At 48.0% G+C, this 19803-nt stretch carries 13 protein-coding genes; all 13 read left to right on the forward strand.

The features are described 5' to 3' along the window. The 13 genes from A3CY_RS0119605 (at window position 1) to A3CY_RS0119665 (ending at window position 19796) form a co-directional block, all read left to right on the forward strand. A complete protein-coding gene (locus A3CY_RS0119605) occupies window positions 1-2310 on the forward strand; it encodes a Gldg family protein (protein WP_081619509.1) in 2310 nt (769 codons plus the stop codon). A gap of 33 nt (window positions 2311-2343) precedes the next feature. Next, a complete protein-coding gene (locus A3CY_RS0119610; RefSeq protein WP_018339655.1) occupies window positions 2344-3276 on the forward strand; it encodes an ABC transporter ATP-binding protein in 933 nt (310 codons plus the stop codon). An 18-nt stretch (window positions 3277-3294) separates the two neighbouring features. After that, window positions 3295-5640 (forward strand): Gldg family protein, encoded by a 2346-nt coding sequence (locus A3CY_RS0119615; protein ID WP_018339656.1) that lies wholly within the window; start codon window positions 3295-3297, stop codon window positions 5638-5640. 19 nt (window positions 5641-5659) lie between these two features. Beyond that, window positions 5660-6997 (forward strand): MutS-related protein, encoded by a 1338-nt coding sequence (locus A3CY_RS0119620; protein ID WP_018339657.1) that lies wholly within the window; start codon window positions 5660-5662, stop codon window positions 6995-6997. Further along, a complete protein-coding gene (locus tag A3CY_RS0119625; protein ID WP_018339658.1) occupies window positions 6987-8318 on the forward strand; it encodes a MutS-related protein in 1332 nt (443 codons plus the stop codon). Before A3CY_RS0119620 ends, A3CY_RS0119625 begins: the two co-directional genes overlap by 11 nt. Before the next feature lie 8 nt (window positions 8319-8326). Then, on the forward strand, window positions 8327-9535 hold the full coding sequence (locus A3CY_RS0119630; RefSeq protein WP_026207903.1) for a thioredoxin domain-containing protein: 1209 nt from the start codon (window positions 8327-8329) through the stop codon (window positions 9533-9535). A gap of 18 nt (window positions 9536-9553) precedes the next feature. After that, window positions 9554-10921, forward strand: coding sequence for a TolC family protein (locus tag A3CY_RS0119635; protein WP_018339660.1), 1368 nt, complete (start codon window positions 9554-9556; stop codon window positions 10919-10921). Between the two features lie 21 nt (window positions 10922-10942). Next, complete coding sequence (locus A3CY_RS0119640) at window positions 10943-12115, forward strand: efflux RND transporter periplasmic adaptor subunit (protein WP_018339661.1); 1173 nt, start codon at window positions 10943-10945, stop codon at window positions 12113-12115. A 28-nt stretch (window positions 12116-12143) separates the two neighbouring features. Next, window positions 12144-12884, forward strand: coding sequence for an ABC transporter ATP-binding protein (locus tag A3CY_RS0119645; RefSeq protein WP_018339662.1), 741 nt, complete (start codon window positions 12144-12146; stop codon window positions 12882-12884). A gap of 10 nt (window positions 12885-12894) precedes the next feature. Next, window positions 12895-14115 (forward strand): ABC transporter permease, encoded by a 1221-nt coding sequence (locus A3CY_RS0119650; RefSeq protein WP_018339663.1) that lies wholly within the window; start codon window positions 12895-12897, stop codon window positions 14113-14115. Window positions 14116-14302: 187 nt separating this feature from the next. Beyond that, window positions 14303-14854: a sigma-70 family RNA polymerase sigma factor gene (locus A3CY_RS0119655; RefSeq protein WP_018339664.1), complete on the forward strand. Its 552-nt coding sequence runs from the start codon at window positions 14303-14305 to the stop codon at window positions 14852-14854. A 109-nt stretch (window positions 14855-14963) separates the two neighbouring features. Continuing rightward, window positions 14964-16127: a FecR family protein gene (locus A3CY_RS0119660; RefSeq protein ID WP_169503711.1), complete on the forward strand. Its 1164-nt coding sequence runs from the start codon at window positions 14964-14966 to the stop codon at window positions 16125-16127. A 183-nt stretch (window positions 16128-16310) separates the two neighbouring features. Next, entirely contained in the window at window positions 16311-19796 is a 3486-nt protein-coding gene (locus A3CY_RS0119665; protein ID WP_240388196.1) for a SusC/RagA family TonB-linked outer membrane protein, read from the forward strand. The last annotated feature ends 7 nt before the right edge of the window (window positions 19797-19803 follow it).

Raw genomic sequence — 19803 nt, forward strand, 5'->3', positions numbered from 1 at the left:
ATGAGAATGATATTGAAAATAGCGAAAAAAGAGTGGATGCAACTCTTTTTTTCACCGATAGCCTGGTTGCTTTTGGTGGCTTTTATCGTGCAGACGAGTCTGATTTTTATCCACCGTTATATGAGCATGGTGGATGCCTCTGCCTATCAGGGCGGTAATATGGCGATGACTCATTATATTTTTAGTAACGTGAACGTCTCCGCCATGCGGGCGGGAACCGGCGGGTTGTGGATCAATATCCAGGATTTCCTTTTCCTGTATATTCCTTTGTTGACCATGGGAATTGTCAGCCGGGAGATTGCCAACGGGTCGATCAAGTTGATGTACAGTTCCCCTTTGCGTAATTCGCAGATCATCCTGGGGAAATTTTTGGCGTTGGTGGGCTATGCCGCCGTGATGATGACACCTTTGCTGTTTTACGTGTTGTTCTCGTATGCCACCATCGGGGTGTTTGATCTGCCTTGGGCATTGACGGGGCTGTTGGGGCTTTTCCTGTTGGCGTGTACTTATATGGCCATCGGTATTTTTGTCTCCTCGTTGACCCATCACCAGGCGATTGCCGCAGTAGGTACTTTTTTCCTGTTTACTTTTTTGAATATTGTAGGCGGAATGTGGCAACAATATGACTGGATGCGCGAATTTGCTTATTGGCTTTCCCTGAAGGGTCGGGTGACCACTTTTATTCACGGGATGTTGTGCAGCGAGGATTTGATCTATTTCCCGTTGATTTGCGCCGCTTTCCTGGCGTTGACGGTGATTAGGTTGAATTCCGTGCGGCAGAAGTTGTCTGCCGGTTTGACGGCATGCCGTTATGCCGGTGTGGTGGTGTTGCTTTTTGTGGTAGGGGGCTTGTCCCGCGTGCCGCAACTGATGTGTTTCTGGGACACGACCGCCGACCAACATAATTCGCTGCTTCCCGAAAGCCAGGAGGTGATGAAGGCGATCGATGAGGAGGTGACCATTACCTCGTATGTCAATATTTTGGATTACATTTATAATAACGACTTGGCTTATCCCGGTTTCATCATGCGTAACCAAAAAGAGTTTGAAGGATATATCCGGTTCAAGCCCGACATGAAGGTGAAGACGGTTTATTATTACGCGATGGATACACCGGACTTTAATCTCCGGTTTGCCAGTGATTTCCCGGAGGCATCGGAGAAAGAGCTTGCCTTGAAATTCTGCCAGAAGAACGGGATTGATCCTGGAATTTTGAAGTCGAAAGAGGATTTGGACCCGAGTGTGGGCTTGAAGGAGGCGGGGTATCCCACGGTCCGCGTGTTCCGGACGGAAAGCGGGAAACAGGCTTTTTACACGAATATGTTTAAAATATTTAATTACGAAGAACCCGAGGTGATTGCGGCTTTCAAACGTCTGGTGAAAGATGCCCCGCAGATCGGTTTTGTCCGGGGACACGGGGAGAGACGCCTGGACAGCAAGGAACCGTTGGAGTACCAGACCGTGTTGAACGGGAAGCGGGAAAAACGGGCTTTGTGCAATAACGGGTTTGACATCCGGGAGATTACCTTGGAACAATCCATCCCGTCGGATATCTCTATCGTGATGTTGGCGGATCCCCGGAAAGAGATTCCGGCAGCGCATGAAAAAGTGTTGGAGGAGTATATTGCCCGCGGGGGAAATCTGATCCTGTTGGGAGAACCTCGCCGCCGCGATATTTTTAACCCGGTGCTTCGCCGGTTGTTAGGAGTTGAGTTGACACCGCAGGTGGTGTTTGCGGGAGATGTGGCGACCCCTCAAAATAGATTGAAGGTACGTTTTGATAAGGAAAATGTCAAGGCATTAAACATGAAGAGGCTGGTGCTGAGTGAACAGATGTTGCTTCATGCCGCGGGAGGGGTCGACGTGGTGGAAGAGCGGGGCTTCCAAACGTACGTGTTGACCCACACGAATCCGGAGGTGAGCCATTGGACGGAATTGGAAACCACGGATCTGTCGGATGAAAAGGCGGAATACCATCCCGCGGCGGGAGAGGAAGAGCGTGTGTTCAACACGATGGTGGCTTTGAGCCGGGAGGTGAACGGCAAGCAACAGAAGATCCTCGTGGCGGGAGATACCGACTTGTTTGACAATGAAAACCAGGCGTCCGGTTGCCACGTGATGCACGGTATTGCCAGTTGGATGACCGACGGGGAGTTTCCTTTGTTCATGGTCCGTCCGCTTGGCCAGCGAACGAAAGTAAACCTGACCCCGGACCAGTTCGGAGTGATTCAATGGGTGTTCTCGACCGTGTTGCCCTTGTTGTTGCTGATCGGGGGATGCTTCCTGTGGTTCAGGAGGAGGGCGAGATAAAAAATGTCGGTCAATGAAATTTAAAAGAGAGTTATGGGAGCTATCATAAAAGTAGAGCATTTGTCGCACCGTTACAGTGTGCAATGGGCGATAAAGGATATTAATATCGAGATTCCCCGGAAAGGCATTTACGGGCTGTTGGGTTCGAACGGGGCGGGAAAGTCGACGTTGATGAACAGTATTTGCGGGATCATCAAACCCACGGAGGGGAAGATATACATCGATTCGGTGGAAGTCGGGGAGAACCCGATCCTGGCGAAATCGAAGATCGGTTTTTTGCCGCAACAGCCACCCGTGTACGGGGATTTGAACGTGTACGAGTATTTGTATTATGCCGCAGAATTACGGGGCATGGAGACGCGGGATATACCTGCCGCGATTGAGCGGGTGTTGGAGTTGTGCCAGATTGCCCACTTCCGGAAACGGTTGATCCGCAACCTTTCGGGCGGGTACCAGCAACGCGTGGGGATTGCCCAGGCGATCATCCATCAGCCGAGCATCGTGATCTTCGATGAACCGACGAACGGATTGGACCCGAATCAGGTGGCGGACATCCGTTCCCTGATCCGCTTGATCGCGAAAGAGCACACGGTGATTTTTTCCTCTCACATCCTGCAGGAGGTGCGGGCGTTGTGTGAGCACATTTATATGATCGAACAGGGAGAGGTGGCTTTTGACGGGTCGATCGAGGAGTTTGACAGTTTGGCGAGCCCGGATTCTATTTTCGTGACCTTGCGGGATGCTCCGGCATTATCGTCGATCGAGTTGATTGACGGGGTGATGGGTGTCGAGGAGTTGGGGGACGATAATTTCCGGATCCGTTTCTCGGATGCCCGCTTGGCGATGGACGGTCTCGTGCGAGCCAGTACGGAAAACCGTTGGCGGATGACGGAAATCCGCCTGGAAAAGAAGAGCCTTGAAACCATTTTCGCGGAATTGGTGCAACGGGCGAAAGAACGTCAATAATGGATTAAAATCGATGTTATGAGAAATATATATAGAATAGCGAAAACCGAGTTGCGGATGTTGTTTTGTTCGCCGATCGTGTGGGTATTGTTGCTGGTTTTTGTGATGCAGGCATCCGGCATTTTTTCCGGGCTGTGCTGGCGGATTGCCCATAACAATGAATGGGGGGACGGGTACTTTTCACCCGGTTCCTTCGGATTTATCATGGGGATGTGGATGAGTACTTGCGGATCCCTTCATTTTTACATTCCGTTGCTGACCATGGGATTGATCAGCCGGGAGTTGAGCACGGGTTCGATTAAGTTGCTTTATTCTTCCCCTATCAGTAACGCGCAGATTGTTTTGGGTAAATTCTTCTCGACGGTCATGTTTGCCGTGGTCCTTTGCGTGATCCTCTTGTTGTACGTGTTTGTCGCGGGCAACATTATCGAGGCTTTCCAGTGGCAGGCCACATTTGTAGGGTTGTTGGGAATTTTCCTGTTGGCTTGTACCTATATATCCATCGGCTTGTTCGTGTCGAGCCTGACCTCCTACCAGTTTGTGGCGGCTTTGGGAACCTACCTGCTGTTGGCTTTGTTGTCTGCTATTGGAGGCTGGTGGCAAGAGTATGACGTGGTGCGGGATATTACCTATTGGCTTTCCATCAGCGGCCGGGCGTACACGTTTGTGGCGGGTATGATTTGCAGCGAGGATTTGATCTATTTCCCCGCGGTGACGGTGATGTTCCTGTTACTGACGATTATCCGCTTGAATTCCAAGCGCCAGACCATATCGTCGTTGAAAGTGTTCAGCCAATATGCCGGCGTGGTGGTCGGGATCAGTTTGATTGCCTACTTCTCTTCCCGCCCGATGCTCATGGCGTATTATGACGCCACGACCCGGAAAGACAATACCTTGACGCAACAGAGCCAGGATGTGGTGAAGAAATTGGACGGAGAGTTGAAAATCACGGGTTATGCCAATCTTTTCAATAATCGTTACCGCGACGTGGCCTTTCCGTTTTTCGTGCAGCAAAACCGGGAGACATTCCGTTTGTACGAACGTTTCAAACCGGACATGAAATTGAAAATGGTGTATTACTATGACAGTATCACGGTGGAAGACCGGGTGGGAGCCGCTGTTTCATTTGATGAAATCTGCAGGACGATGCCTGATAAGACTATGCGGGAACGTGCAGAACAGAGGGCTAAACAGTATAGAGTGCCATTTCGCATATTTAAGAGTCCGGAAGAGTTGAAAGCGCGGGGCGTGGATTTGAAGGGGGAACGCACGACCAACTGGTTGTTGGAGTGGAAAGACCGGAAAGTGTGGTTGAGAAGTTACCCGGGAGAGGTCAATCACACGTTGCCCTTGGAGCGGGAGATCAGTGCGGCACTGAAAGGGTTGGTGACGAAATTGCATAAGGTGGCTATTGCCACGGGGCATGGGATGCGGCAATTCTCCACGACTGCCCCGGGAAGTTATCACGATATTGCCATTGAAAAAGATAAACGTAATTCCCTTATTAACCAAGGGTTTGATCCCGAGGAAATCGACTTGAACAAGCGGGTGGCGGATGATGTGGATATCTTGATCGTGGCGGACATGCAAGAACCGCTCACGGAGACGGAGTATGTTTTTTTGAAGGAGTATGTGGACCGGGGAGGTAACTTGATCATTCTCGGGGAGCAAAAACGGCGTGCGATTATGAACCCGTTGCTGGAAGATTTGCTTGGGGTGCGTCTTTTGGATGGTATTTTAGTGCAATACCGTTTGCCGGGACTCCGTCCGGATGTATTCATTTCGCGTGCCCGTCCGGTGGCGGCATCGCTCTCTTACCTGTTGGATGACCTGACGTTGTCGATGCCTTCCGCTTCGGGATTGGAGCAGACTGCGGATAAAGGTTTCACGTACACTCCTTTGTTCTGTTCCGATACAATCGTTCCGGAGTTGAATAACAAGCAGCGGGAAGACCGTTCGTATGCCACTTGGAACGAGATGGAGTCGGTGGATATCGATGCGGGAAGACTGGTTTGCAACCCGGCGGCAGGAGAGGTCGCCAAAGAGTATTGCACGGTTGCCGCCTTGAGCCGGAACGTGGGCGACAAGGAGCAACGGATTATCGTTTGCGGAGATGCCGATTGTTTAGGAAACGAGGAAGTCACCTCCATGAGAGGCGGTAACTATTTCTTCGGGTTGGCTGCCTTGCATTATCTCACGAATCACGAGATGCCTTTTGATGTGCGCCGCCCGGAAGCGAAGGATGTCCGTTGCCATTTGACGATGAAACAGTACGCTTGGATCAGCAGAATTTTCACGAAATTCCTGCCGTTGTTATTGCTTGGGCTTGCCGTGACCATTTGGTTGCGCCGGCGTTCCCATTAATTATTTAAAAGATGAGATTATGAGTTTTAGAACAGATAAACAGACCTTGGAAGACTTGATGCTATTCGGGCGTTCCAACAGCCGTTCGGTTTTCGAGATTTTTAACCACACGCATTCGCGGGGGGCGATGCGGGTGATGGGCGATATGTTCCGGAACCCCTTGTCCGATGACCGGGCGATTCGCCGCCGGGTGGAGAACATCTCCTTCTTCACTTCGCATACGATCGATTTCCCGTTCACGGGGGAGATGTTCGATGCCTTGGAGTTTTACTTGAATAACGTGGATCGGCGGACGCAATTGTCTAAAGACCAGAATAACATGTCGCAGAAGTTGAGAAATATCCTGCGGGGCGACGTGGAGTTTGCCTGGATACATAACGGGATTATCGCTTCCTTGAATTTGTTGAATCACCTGGACGCTTTTTTGGGCGAGTTGCGGAAGCATCATTACCCGGATGCCGATAACCGGTGCGAGGAGTTGGCGAAACTGTTGGCTTTCGAGGAGTGGAAATGGTATAAGGAGTATAAGGGGAAAAAGAAATTGACGCAGGATCAATCCATCGAGTTGGATCGGGCATTCCGTTTCCAGTACCGGGATAAGTTGTCGCGCATGTTGGAGCATATCTTCTTTATTGACGTGTACATGAGTGTCGCTTCCGTGGCGGTGGAGCGCAAGTACGTGTTCCCGGAGGCGTGTCCGGCGGAGGATATTTGCTTGAAATTGAAGGGGGTGTATCACCCTCTTCTGGACAAACCCGTGGGGAATGACTTGGAGATGGACAAGGAGACGAACGTCATCTTCCTGACGGGGGCGAACATGGCGGGGAAATCGACCATGATGAAGACGCTCTCGATTGCCTTGTTCCTGGCACACATGGGATTCCCCGTGCCCGCGCAGTACATGAAATTCTCGGTACGCAACGGGATGTTTACCACCATTAACTTGCCGGATAACCTGAACCGGGGATACAGCCACTTCTACACGGAGGTGATGCGCGTGAAAAAAGTGGGGGAAAACCTGCATAATACCGGGCGGTTGATCGTGCTTTTCGACGAGCTTTTCCGGGGTACGAACGTGAAGGACGCGTACGATGCCACGCTTGCCGTGGTGCAGGCTTTTGCCAAGAACCGGGATTCTCTGTTCATTATATCCACTCATATCACGGAGGTGGGCGAGGCGCTGAAAGGCGTTTGCAAGAATATACGCTACCTGTATATGCCGACCCGGATGGAAAACATGAAGCCCGTGTATCCTTATAAATTGACGGAAGGGATCACCACCGACCGACACGGTTTGGTGATCGTGAATAATGAGCATATTGTAGAAATTATAAAAGGAGAGTATCATGATTTTTGAAACAGACCAACAGACGTTGAATGACCTGAATATTTTAGGAAAATATAAAGCGAATTCCATTTATTCCTTGTTTTGTCAAACCGTAACGGAAGGGGGAGAGGTGTTGTTGGAACAAATGTTCATGAACCCCTTGACCGATGCGGCTAAGATAGAGGAGCGGGTAGCCGAATTCCGTTGGTTCGAGCAGTACGGGAAAGAGTTCCCGTTGGACTCGGAGGCGAGCGGAGAGGTGGAACACTACCTGATGACGAGCGGATTCAAGATGTTGCCCAAAATCTATGAAGCCTGTAAGTTCCGGATGCTGGAATTGATCGGTAACGATCCGGCGTTGGAGTTGTGGCGGGAACAGGTGACCCAGGTCATTCGTTATTTGCGGCAGGTGAAAGAGTACGTGAACGGTTTGCATCCTTCCGTGGAAGCTAGTCCGTTGAAAGCGCAACTTCAAGAGGTGCGGCGTACACTGAACGGGGAGAATATGAGCGAATTGTTCCGCTACGGGGAGAAAAAGAAAATGTCGCTGAAACAATTGGTCCGTAGTGACCGGATCCTGTTGTTTCTCGAACGCGGCGCTTTGCAGAATGTGCTGGAATTCGTCCACCGGGTGGACGTGGGAACCGTCGTGGGGAGAGTGGCTCGCGAGAGGCATTTCTGTTTTGCAGAGACAACCGGCAAAAACGATATCAATATCCAGATCGAGGGATTGTCGCACCCGTGCCTGACCAAGGCGGTATCCAATAACATGGAGATTACGCCGGAGCGGAATCTCTTCTTCCTGACGGGAGCGAATATGGCGGGGAAATCGACCTTGATGAAGTCCTTCGGCATCGCCGTCTACATGGCGCACATGGGATTCCCGGTGTCGGCAAAACGTATGCTGTTCCAGGTGCAACAGGGGATGTACACCTCCATTAACGTGTCGGATAATCTGAGCATGGGATACAGCCATTTCTATGCCGAGGTGCTTCGGGTGAAGAAAGTGGCGATCGAGGTGAGCCGTAACAAACGGTTGGTGGTGATTTTCGATGAGCTTTTCAAGGGAACGAACGTGAAGGACGCGTACGATGCCACGCTGTTGGTTGCCGACGCCCTTGCCGAACGGCAGAATTGCTCGTTGCTCATATCCACCCATATCATCGAGGTTGCCGAGGAGTTGAAGAAAAAGCGCGACAACATCAATTACGAGTACTTGCCCACTGTGATGAAGGGAAGCGTGCCGACCTACACGTACAAGTTGGAACCGGGCGTGACCCGCGATAAGCACGGTATGATCATCCTGCAAAACGAACGGGTGATTGAAACCATCTTAGGAGAAAACAAATGAACATAATGATGAAACAAATACTATTCTTTTTATTGATAACCTGTGTGTTTACCCCAAGGGTAAACGCACAAGATTCCGGTGTCCGCTTTGAAAAGGGAGTCGAGTGGAAACAAGTGGTGAAAAAAGCGAAAAAGGCGAAGCGATTGATCTTCCTGGATTGCTATACCTCGTGGTGCGGCCCGTGTAAAATGCTGGCGAATAAAGTGTTCCCGAACGATACCGTGGGTGCGTTCTTTAACGGGCATTTTATCAACGCGAAATACGACATGGAGAAGGACAGTTCCGGGGTGATGTTGAAGAAGAAATACAAGATTGCGGCTTTCCCGACCTTGCTGTTCATCGACCCGAAGACGGAAGAGGTGGTGCACAAGGTGGTCGGAGCCTGTGACGTGAAGTTGATGGTCGAAGAGGGAGAACAGGCTATCAATACACGAGAGAATTTAAAGGGACTCCGGGAGCGTTTTGCCGCGGGAGATCGGGATGTGGCTTTCTTGAAGGGATATTTGTTCACGGCGATGTATGCCCGTGAAAGTGAAGACCAAGCCCGGGCGATGCAGGCTTTTTTGGATGTGGTGCCGATTCGGGATTTGGCGGACCAGGCAACTTGGCATATCGTAAGCAATGCCCCGTTAAATCCGCTTTCCATGCCTGTGAAGCACGTGATGGACAGTCTGGATTACACGTATCAGGTGGTGGGGAAAGAGAAAACGGACGAGTGCCTGAGGTGGGTGTTCTATAATTCCGCTTATGGAATTGCCCGGTGGACGCCGGAAAGCGGCCAGCCCTTCGATGAGGAGGCGAACGATTTGTTGGTGAAGTACTTGTTGCGTTTCGATCATGTTTCCTCTCCTGCCCGGCTGGCATACGTGTACACGGCAAAGTGCGTGCGGGAAGGAGATTACAAGGGAATGTTGGACAAGATGCAGGAGGCTTTCAGTTACAATGTTTTCCGCGAGAATGATGGGGTAACCTATTTCCACATCTTCATGGACCAGTTGGCCCGGAGCACGGATGTCGCTGCTTTGAGGCGAGGCATTGACTGGGTGGACAAGGAAACCTTGAAAACGACAGATTTGATGCTGTTGAGCAATTTGATGAAACGGAGAGGCAATTTGTTGAAAGCAATGGGAGAGCCGGATGCCGCGGAAAAGGCTTTCGAGCTTGAAAAGAAATACAAGGAGGATTGGGGAAAGGCAAACGCTCGTCCGAAACATTAATATTGGGAAAAGATTTATATGAAAAAATGTGATATTTATTCACGTTCCCGGAACGTGAAGCGGGGGATTATTGTGTTCTTCGGGAGCATGTGTGTGCTATTGGGACCGAACGATGCGGCGGCTCAATCTAAAGCAGGAGCTTGGTCATTGCGTGCTTGTATTGAACATGCCCGGGAGCATAATATTCAAGTGGGGTACTCTCGCTTGTCATTAGAGAATGCATCAACCGAATTGCTTCGGGGAAAAGCCCAGCGTTTGCCTTCATTGTCTTTTTCCTCTTCCCAAGGCTGGGGACATCAAAAGAAAGCGGATGCGAGCGGGAAGTTGTCTTCATCGAGCGCTTACACGGGTAATTACTCGTTGAATGGTGATTTTTCGATTTACGAGGGAGGGAAAATTTCCAGGACAATCCGGCAACGGGGTTTAGAAGAAAAGGCAATGCAACAGGAGGTGCTGGTTGTCCAAAATAATATAGAGGAGGCTGTAGCCAAGGCGTATTTGCAAGTTTTATACGCAAATGAAACCTTGAAAACGGACAGACAAACCCTGGAAAGTTCGGAGGTGCAACTCTCACGGACAAAGGCTTTGTTCGAGGCGGGATCCATCTCGTCGAGCGATTTCTCCCAGATGGAAGCCCAATACAGCAGCGACCGGTACCGGGTGGTGCAATCCGAGAATAGTCTGGCTTTATCCAAATTGCAATTGAAGCAACTGCTGGAACTGGAGCCGGAAGAGGGTTTTGATGTTATCTTCCCGGAGCTTGACGAGAGCTATGTGCTCGTCCCCGTTCCCGGGTTGGAGGAGGTGTACCGGGAGGCACTGCGGTTGCGCCCCGAGATGAAAAGCGAACAGATCAGCGTGGAGGCATCCGTGTTGGGCGAGAAGGTGGCACAAGGGGATTATCTCCCGAGTGTTTCCCTTTCGGCTTCCGTTTCGACGGGGCATGATTCGAAAGGTTCCGGTTCCTATTTTTCACAGATGGATGACCGGCTCGTGGAGAATGTCGGCATCAATGTCAGTGTGCCCATTTTCAACCGGAAACAGGCACGCCTGAACGTGGCGAAGGCAAAACTGCAAACCGAACAGGCCCGGTTGGATGAACGGAATACCCGGAAGGATTTGTTGCAGACGGTGGAATCTTTGCATCAGGATGTTGTCGCGGCGCAAAGCCGTTACCAGGCAGCCCTGCAACGGGTGAAATCCACGTATGAAAGTTACCGGCTCGTGCAGGGCGAGTTTGACGCGGGACTGAAAAACGCGGTGGACCTGTTGGTGGAAAAGAATAATTACCTGTCCGCCTTGCAGGAGCAAATCCAGGCGAAGTACCAGGCGGTGCTGGCATTCAAGCTATTGAATTTTTATCGGAATGAAGCTATTGATATGTAATAATTTGTAAAGATCATTGAAATGAAGAAGATTGTTATCGCGATAATCGTTATCCTCGCGGGGGTTCTCTGTTTTTTCATTTTCCGCCCGAAAGAGAAGGAGAAGGTAAATTACGAGGTGTTTGAAGTGAAGAGAGGAAATATCAGAAACACGGTGACCGCCACCGGAACCGTGGAGCCGATTGTCCAGGTGGAGGTGGGTACCCAGGTCTCCGGCACGATTGCCCGTATCCTCGTGGACTATAACTCGGAAGTGAAAAAAGGCCAGCTTGTGGCGGAATTGGATAAAACCGTACTGGAGGCCGAATACAAATCGCAATTGTCGCTGTTGTATTCCAACCAGAATGAATTCGATTACCAGAAAAGGAATTATACGCGTATGGCGGGGTTGCATGCCCAAAAAATGGTGAGTGACTCGGAATTTGAAACTGCCGAGTATCAATACGAGAATGCCCGTCGCGCTTTGGATAAATCCCGTTCCGATTTGTTGAAGGCGGAAACGAATTTGAAGTATTGCATGATCTATTCGCCGATTGACGGGGTGGTCATCTCCCGTGCCGTGGATGAGGGGCAAACTGTGGCGGCAACGTTTAATACCCCCAAGTTGTTCGTGATCGCGAATGATTTGCGGAATATGCGGGTGATCGCGGATGTGGATGAGGCAGATATCGGCCAGGTCAAAGAAGGACAAAAGGTGATCTTTTCGGTGGACGCTTTCCCGGACGAGTATTTCGAGGGCGAGGTGACCCAGGTGCGCCTGGAGCCGATCGTGGAATCCAACGTGGTGACTTACGAGGTGGTGATTAACGCTCCCAACCCGGACTTGAAATTGAAACCCGGGTTGACGGCCAATATCACGGTGTTGATTCACGAGAAAGAGAACGTGTTGATGATGCCTTTGCGCGCCTTGCGTTTCCAACCTGAAGAGGTGGACGGGGAACCTGTCATCTCCAAGCAACCCGCGGCGAAAGGAAGCAAATCCGTTTGGGTGCAGAACGCGGAGGGGTTGGCTTGCAAAAACGTGCGCACGGGTGTTTCGGATGGCATTTACACGGAAGTACTGGAAGGCGTGAACGCGGGCGAACGGGTAGTGACCGGGGTCGAGTTGCCCGAGAATGCTTCCGGTTCCAAGAAGAAGAACGCCCCGGGAAGCAATCCCTTGATGCCTAATATGACGGGACAAAGACCGCATTAATCCTGTACATTATTATTGTATTGAACAAATGGAAGATATTATAAGAATTGAAAATCTTTGCCGGAATTTCGTGGTAGGATCGGAAACCGTGCACGCCTTGCGGAATGTGTCGTTTTCCATCCGGCCGGGAGAGTTCGTGACGATTATGGGAACCAGCGGTTCGGGGAAATCTACCTTGTTGAATATCCTGGGTTGCCTGGATACGCCGACGTCGGGAGAGTATTATTTGGACGGGATGTCCGTCAGGAAGATGGGGGCGAATGACCGGGCTTCTTACCGGAATTTGAAGATCGGCTTTATATTCCAGTCCTATAATTTGTTGGCAAAGACCACCGCTTTGGAAAACGTGGAATTGCCGTTATTATACAATCCGGCCTACACGCGGCGGATGAGAAGGGAAAAAGCCCTGGAAGCCTTGAAGGCTGTGGGTTTGGAACATCGGATTTTTCACCGTTCCAACCAGATGTCGGGGGGACAGCAGCAACGGGTGGCGATTGCCCGCGCGATGGTGAACGACCCGGTCATTTTGTTGGCCGATGAAGCCACGGGTAATCTGGATACCCGTACTTCATACGAGATACTGGCTCTATTCCAACGTCTTCACGCGGAAGGGCGGACGCTCATTTTTGTGACTCATAACCCAGAAATTGCCGAGTTCAGCAGCCGGAATATTCTGCTTCGGGATGGACACATTATTGAAGATACCAGAAATTCTCGGATCGGGTCGGCGCAAAAGGTGTTGGACAGTTTGCCCAAAGAAACGAATTAATTGGTGATTTATGAATTACGGGAATTTGATAGTTATAGCCTTTCGGGCATTGAGCAATAATAAATTGCGAGGATTTTTGACCATGCTCGGGATCATTATCGGGGTAAGCTCGGTGATCTCGATGCTGGCGATCGGTGAGGGTTCCAAGATCAGTATCGAGAAACAGATACAGGAACTTGGGGCGAATATGATTGTCGTGACGCCCGCCAACGCGATGGTGGGGGGGATCCGGCAGAACGGCGTGATCGAGCAGACGCTGAAATTGAAGGATTACCAGGCGATCGCGTCGGAGGTGCCTTATCTGGAAAGTTGTTCACCTTACGTGACCAAGTCCGGGCAGGTGATTTCCGGGGCGAACAACGCGCCGACGTCTATCTACGGGATCAACGAGGATTACATGGATATCCGGCGCTTGTCGGTGGCCAAAGGGGAGATGTTCAGCGACCAGGATATGAAAATGGCCGCCAAAGTGTGTGTGGTGGGGCAGACGGTCGTGGATAATCTTTTCAAGAACGGGGAGGATCCGCTGGGGCAAGTGATTCGTTTTGACAAAGTGCCTTTCCGGATTATCGGCGTGTTGGCTCCCAAGGGCTACAACTCGATGGGACGGGACCAGGACGACATCATCGTGGCTCCTTTCACGACGATACAGAAGAGGTTGCTCGCGATACCCTATATGCACGGGATTTATGTTTCCGTGATCGGGGAGCAATACACGGCGAAAGTGATTCAGGAGATAACGGGCGTGTTGAGGCAGACCCACGGGATCACCGGGGGGCAGGAGGATGATTTCAACGTGCGTTCGTTGGAGGAGATGAGCAAGGTATTGACTATGGCGACGAAAGTATTGACCATCCTGCTGGCTTGTATCGGGGGAATCTCTTTGCTGGTCGGGGGTATCGGGATTATGAATATCATGTACGTATCGGTGACGGAACGTACCCGTGAGATCGGTCTGCGGATGTCGATCGGGGCAAAGGGAAGACACATTTTGTTCCAGTTCCTGATAGAATCCATTATCATCAGCGTATCCGGAGGAGTCATCGGTGTCGGGCTGGGAATCGGTGCGGCTTTGGCTTTACGTTTCTTTTTGGGATGGCCGGTATCCGTCCTGCTCTATTCGGTCGTGATATCCTTCCTGGTTTGTACGGTCACGGGAGTATTTTTCGGTTGGTATCCGGCGCGTAAAGCTTCCCGTTTGAATCCAATCGATGCTATTCGTTACGAGTAATTTTATGCATAGCCTCTAGTTTATAAGGTTCATAAAGTTTATAAGGTCGAGTGATTCGAGACTTTATGAACTTTATAGCTAGGGAGGTGTGCACTTTGAAAATGATAGGCAGAAAAAGAAAAATATTTGCCTGTTTTTTGTGAAATTCCGCTTAATACTTATATTTGTTCCGTAACTATGGTAAACTATGGATATAGTTATCGGGATAAATAGCAAAGACCGGCAAGTTTTCAAATTTTTTTTCGAGAAGAATTTCTCGTCTGTAGTTATGTTTGCCGATAAGTATGTGAAAGATATGGAGGTGGCGGCAGACATCGCCCAAGAGTGTTTTATCCGTTTGTGGCGAGAGAAATTGAGTTTCGAGTCAGAGGAAAAGATTAAGGGATTCTTGTATACATCGGCGAGAAATCTAGCCCTGAACGAGTTGAAACATGAGGCTATTGTTAATCGGTACGTGCAGAAAGGTATAATTGAATCGGAAGAATATTTTTTGGATAACGTGGCGGAGGAAGAGGTGTACGCGTTGGTTTATAAAGCTATTGATGAGTTGGCGCCTCAATCCCGTAAGGTTATTTTGATGTCGCTTCAAGAACTTTCGAACGGGGAGATTGCAGAACAATTGAATATTTCAGTCAATTCAGTAAGAACATTGAAACAAAATGCCTATAAGAAACTAAAGGGATTGCTGAGGGACTATTTTTATCTTCTTTTTTTGGTCGATTGGACTCGTTTATCTTGACCTTTTCGGCATGATACAATTTTTAACATTAAATTTTTAGAAGGGGATTCATCGATTTCTTTTTCTTGGTTGTTATATATATGATCAGATGAAATAAATTGAAATGACAATGCAAGATAAAAGAATATATCAATTGATAGCCAAGCAACTCGTGGAAGGGTTGAATGAGGAGGAAAAGCAGGAGTTGAACGATTGGATCGCAGAACCGGGAAATGACTCGTTCTACCAGGAAATAACGGAGAAAGAGTATGTGAAGTTGAGGTTAGAAAAATGGTCGTCCATTGATGTAAAAAAGCATACTACCGCTTTTGAGAAGGAAATTGGGATAAAACCTGTCAGGAGAGTGAGTGTATGGTGGCAGTATGCTGCTGCTGTTGTTATTTTCTGTGTTATCGGAATCGGATTTTGGATGGCTGTAGGGAAAGATGCGGAGGTGAAAAAAGTGGCAGGTATGGATATCGTGCCAGGGGAGACCAAGGCTGTTTTGGTATTGAATGATGGACGACAAGTAGATCTGGGTGTAAAGAAAGTCGATAGAATTATTGAAAAAGACGGGAAAGTAATCATGAATGATTCTCTCGGAATTAATTACAACCAGGAATCAGGGGAACAAGGTGTGGGGTTGAAAAATGAAATTATTGTACCAACCGGAGGGGAGTACAATTTGATTTTGAGTGACGGTACCATCGTTTATTTGAATGCTGAAAGCAGGATAGAGTTTCCCGTGAAATTCTCGGGTAAAGAGAGGGTAGTGACTTTGGTGGGGGAAGCGTATTTCCAGGTTACTGCCTCTAAAGAACATCCATTTATCGTGAAAACAAAGGATATGGATGTGTTGGTGACGGGGACAGAGTTTAACGTGAAGGCATACCCGGATGAATTAGAGGTGCAAACGACGTTGTTGAAAGGGGAAGTGACCGTTTTTGCCGGTTTCGAGAAAAAGGAAAAAATGACAATTTCTCCTAATCAACAAGCTCAATGGGACCGGGAACACGTGGCGTTGGAGGTTCGGGAAGTGGATCCCGGTTTGTTTATGGCTTGGAGAAACGGGCGGTTTATCTTCCGGCAAGATCGTTTGGAAGATATTATGAGGACATTGGCACGTTGGTATGGCGTGGAAGTAGTTTTCTCTGATGAGTCTATAAAGAATATGACTTTTGCCGGAAAACTTGATCGAAGTGAAGACATTGCGCCGATATTGGATGTGTTAAGGGCTACAGGTAAATTAACCGTGAATGTAAAAGGAAAACAGATCGTTTTGGGGGTGAAATAGAAAACGGGTGATGCTGCGAACATCTCCCGCTTGGATTTTCACTTTATGTAAAATAAAGCGTTTAAATAAAATCAGTTAGACAAAAGTATGAAAAAGAAGTGGAAAAAATACGTTCCTTATGGGGAATTGTATGTAAAAATTTTGAGGATTATGAAATTATGCGTGTGTTTATTGCTATGTTCAATGATGTCGATTTCGGCAAATGTACGAGCTCAATATGCCAAGATGAGCCTTGAAATGAAGGACGTGACGTTGGAGGAGGTGATTTGGGCATTGGAGAAAAAGAGTGACATTACCTTCTTTTACAATGTTGCGGACGTGTCTGAGGTGCGGAAGGTGGATGCAGTGTTTAAAGATGTTTCTTTGGAGAAGATCTTGGATAAAGTGTTGAAAGGAACGAATCTTTATTACGAGATACAAGGAAAGGTCGTGGTGATCAAACGAGGTTCTCCGGTATCCATGTTGGATACATTGAAAATCACGAAGGTAAAGGGAGTTGTGAAAGATAAACAAGGAGAACCGTTGCCCGGGGTAACGGTCATGGAAAAAGGTACTACTATTGGGGTGGCTACCGGGATAAATGGAGAGTTCACGTTTACAACCACCAAGCAGGATAGTGTGACTTTGATTTTTTCTTTCGTGGGGATGAAAACGAAGTTTGTGACTTGGAAAGGGGAGAAAGAGTTGAAAGTCGTGTTGGAGGAAGATGCGCAGGAGATGGATGAAGTGGTTGTGACAGGGTATCAGCGTGTGAAGAAATCGAATATGGCGGGTTCCGTGAGTACAATCAAGGCGGAAGATCTTGTATTGAACGGAACACAGTCTCTGGAGCAGGCGTTACAAGGTAAGTTGCCGGGAGTGGTTATCCAAAATCAAGACGGTTTGGTCGGTACCCGCCAAAAAGTACGGGTACGGGGAACTTCGACGTTGTTAGGTAGCCAGGAACCCGTGTGGGTTGTGGATGGAATTATACAAGAGGATCCGCTTCCTTTTAAAGCGACGGATTTGTCCACGTATAATACAAGTCCGGATAATATTGATATGATTCGGAATTTCGTGGGTAGTGCCATTGCTTGGTTGAATCCTTCCGATATCAAAGATGTAACCGTGTTGAAAGATGCTTCCGCTACAGCAATTTATGGGGTGAAGGCGGCGAACGGAGTTATCGTGATTACCACGAAAAAGGGAGAAGAAGGGCGTATGTCTATCAGTTATTCCGGTAATTTCTCTATCGGCTCAAAGGTGACGTATGATAAGTTGAATTTGATGAATTCTAAGGAGAGAGTAGATGTTTCCCGGGAAATATACGAGAGAGGATTAGTAGGTAGTCAGCCTTTGGCAAACGTGGGATATCAGGCTTTGTTGCAACAATATTTGCAGGAAAAAATTTCTTACGATGATTTCAATGCCGGGGTAAAGAAATTGGAAGTTGTAAATACGGACTGGTTTGATCTTTTGTACGAGAATCCGTTTAGTTATTCCAATAACATCAGTGTTTCCGGTGGCAGTGATAAAACTACGTATTATGCATCTTTCGGTATAACCAATAACAATGGTACTGCCAAAGGGAACGACTCGAAGAGTTACCAAGGAAGTGTAAACGTGAACACGATTTTTTGGGATCGGTTACAATTTTCAGCTAAAGTAGCCGGAAGTGTTTCAAAAACGAATGGTTTTCATAGTAGTGTTTCGCCTTATTCCTATGCTTCCACCACAAGCCGTGTGCTTCCTGCGTTTGAAGAGAATGGGGAATGGGCATATTATGTCACTCGTTCCGGGTATAAATATAATATATTGAATGAGTTGGCGGAGTCCGGTAACGGAAATACGTCCAATTCCCTGAATGTAAATATTGGTTTGAATTGGGAAATCATTAAAGGATTGAAATATGAAATGTCGCTGGGATACAACTATTCTTCAACGCATGGAGAATCTTGGGCGACGGAAATGACAAATTATATCGCAAAAATACGTGGATATGAATTTGGAATGTATGGTCCTAATGATACTCATTATCAGGCTTCAAGGTTGCCTCATGGAGGACAGTTGAATATGTCGGATTCTCGTAACGAGAATTATACATGGAGAAATCAGATCTCTTATGTGAAGAATTTCGGCAGGCATTTGCTTACGGCAACCGTGGGACAAGAGGTTAATAGCACGAAATACGACGGGTTCACGGGGACGTTTTACGGGTATTTGCCTAACAGGGGACAAACGATAAAGAACCCTCCTTTGACAAACACGGGTGTTTATGGTAATATTTCGGAGAATACCGGGTATGCACAACCGACGACTTCAATTATTGATAATAAGTCGAATAAGCTTTCTTTCTACGGGGCGTTTACCTATACTTTTGACGAGCGTTATGTTTTTAATGCCAGTATTCGTTCGGATGCATCCAATCGTTTCGGGCAGGATAAAGATGCCCGTTATCTGCCGGTTTGGTCTTTGGGTTTACGTTGGAATATGGGACGGGAACATTTTCTGGAGGGACAAGACTTCTTGAATGAATTCAGTTTACGCTTAACTTACGGCTACCAGGGAAATGCAAGTGAGGCTGCAGGTCCGGATTTGATTGCCAGGATTCCTTCCGGAGCGGGGATATCTAAAGTGACTGGCGAATATTATTTGGAGATAAAGAGTTTGCCGAACCCGAAATTGAAATGGGAAAAGACAGCAACCGTGAATGCCGGTGCGGATTTTGTGTTCTGGAAGAATAAGATTAACGGATCGTTTGAATATTATTATAAAAAGACCACGGATGCGATTATCAATAAGGAGGTGCCTTACGAAAATGGGGTGTTGAGCATGCCGATGAACGGAGGTTCGCTGGAAAATTACGGATGGGAGTTATCCTTTAGCTTTGCACCCGTGCGGACAAAGAATTTTATCTGGACGATGGGATTAAATACTTCCAAGAACTATAATAAGGTGACTAGTAAATTGGAATCGAACGAGAATTGGCAGCAGGCTGTTGCTGGAAATATAAATAAGCAAGGGTATCCCGTGTCGGGATTTTGGGCGTTTGAGTTTGCGGGGTTGAACCCGGAGAATGGAATTCCTTTGTATAATTTACCCGGAATAGATACCCCGGAGGCAAAAACAGACGCTACGGTGTACATGAAATACATGGGTAAGTTGGACCCTGATTTTACCGCCGGTTTGAATATGGGATTTAGATTTAAGGATTTAACCCTTTCTACTTCTTTTTATTTGTCGGTTGGTGGTAAGAAATTTTTGGCGAAAATGTTTGATAATGATATGATCAATAGTACCCCGTATGAATATAATAATTTGCCCAAAGATTTGGTGAACCGGTGGCGTAAACCGGGAGACGAGAAGTACACGAATATTCCTTCTTTGCCGGAATTCGGTAAAGCTTCAGTTGATTTATCTTCGTCAAGCGCTTATAGTTACGAATTGTATAATTACACGGATATTCGTGTCGTGAATGCTTCTTTCCTGAGATGTAACAGTATTTCATTATCTTATAATTTGTCGAAAGGGTGGATTAAAAAGTTTGCCCAAAATATGGGATTTACGTTTAGTGTATCCAATCCTTTTATGATTGTAAGCAAGGATTTCAAGGGAAAGGATCCGGAAGTTGCAACCGGTTCTCAACCTTTGTCACAAAGCTACACGTTGGGTGTGAATTTAAGTTTCTAATGATATA

It is taken from the genome of Butyricimonas synergistica DSM 23225 (assembly GCF_000379665.1).
In the GTDB taxonomy this organism is placed as follows: Bacteria; Bacteroidota; Bacteroidia; order Bacteroidales; family Marinifilaceae; genus Butyricimonas; species Butyricimonas synergistica.

Bases quoted from the DNA above. Each gene is read 5' to 3' on its own strand.
- A3CY_RS0119610 (WP_018339655.1), top strand. From the start codon at position 2,344: ATGGGAGCTATCATAAAAGTAGAGCATTTGTCGCACCGTTACAGTGTG.
- A3CY_RS0119605 (WP_081619509.1), top strand. From the start codon at position 1: ATGAGAATGATATTGAAAATAGCGAAAAAAGAGTGGATGCAACTCTTT.
- A3CY_RS0119665 (WP_240388196.1), top strand. From the start codon at position 16,311: ATGATGTCGATTTCGGCAAATGTACGAGCTCAATATGCCAAGATGAGC.
- A3CY_RS0119640 (WP_018339661.1), top strand. From the start codon at position 10,943: ATGAAGAAGATTGTTATCGCGATAATCGTTATCCTCGCGGGGGTTCTC.
- A3CY_RS0119620 (WP_018339657.1), top strand. From the start codon at position 5,660: ATGAGTTTTAGAACAGATAAACAGACCTTGGAAGACTTGATGCTATTC.
- A3CY_RS0119655 (WP_018339664.1), top strand. From the start codon at position 14,303: ATGGATATAGTTATCGGGATAAATAGCAAAGACCGGCAAGTTTTCAAA.
- A3CY_RS0119660 (WP_169503711.1), top strand. From the start codon at position 14,964: ATGCAAGATAAAAGAATATATCAATTGATAGCCAAGCAACTCGTGGAA.
- A3CY_RS0119645 (WP_018339662.1), top strand. From the start codon at position 12,144: ATGGAAGATATTATAAGAATTGAAAATCTTTGCCGGAATTTCGTGGTA.
- A3CY_RS0119615 (WP_018339656.1), top strand. From the start codon at position 3,295: ATGAGAAATATATATAGAATAGCGAAAACCGAGTTGCGGATGTTGTTT.
- A3CY_RS0119630 (WP_026207903.1), top strand. From the start codon at position 8,327: ATGAAACAAATACTATTCTTTTTATTGATAACCTGTGTGTTTACCCCA.
- A3CY_RS0119650 (WP_018339663.1), top strand. From the start codon at position 12,895: ATGAATTACGGGAATTTGATAGTTATAGCCTTTCGGGCATTGAGCAAT.
- A3CY_RS0119635 (WP_018339660.1), top strand. From the start codon at position 9,554: ATGAAAAAATGTGATATTTATTCACGTTCCCGGAACGTGAAGCGGGGG.
- A3CY_RS0119625 (WP_018339658.1), top strand. From the start codon at position 6,987: ATGATTTTTGAAACAGACCAACAGACGTTGAATGACCTGAATATTTTA.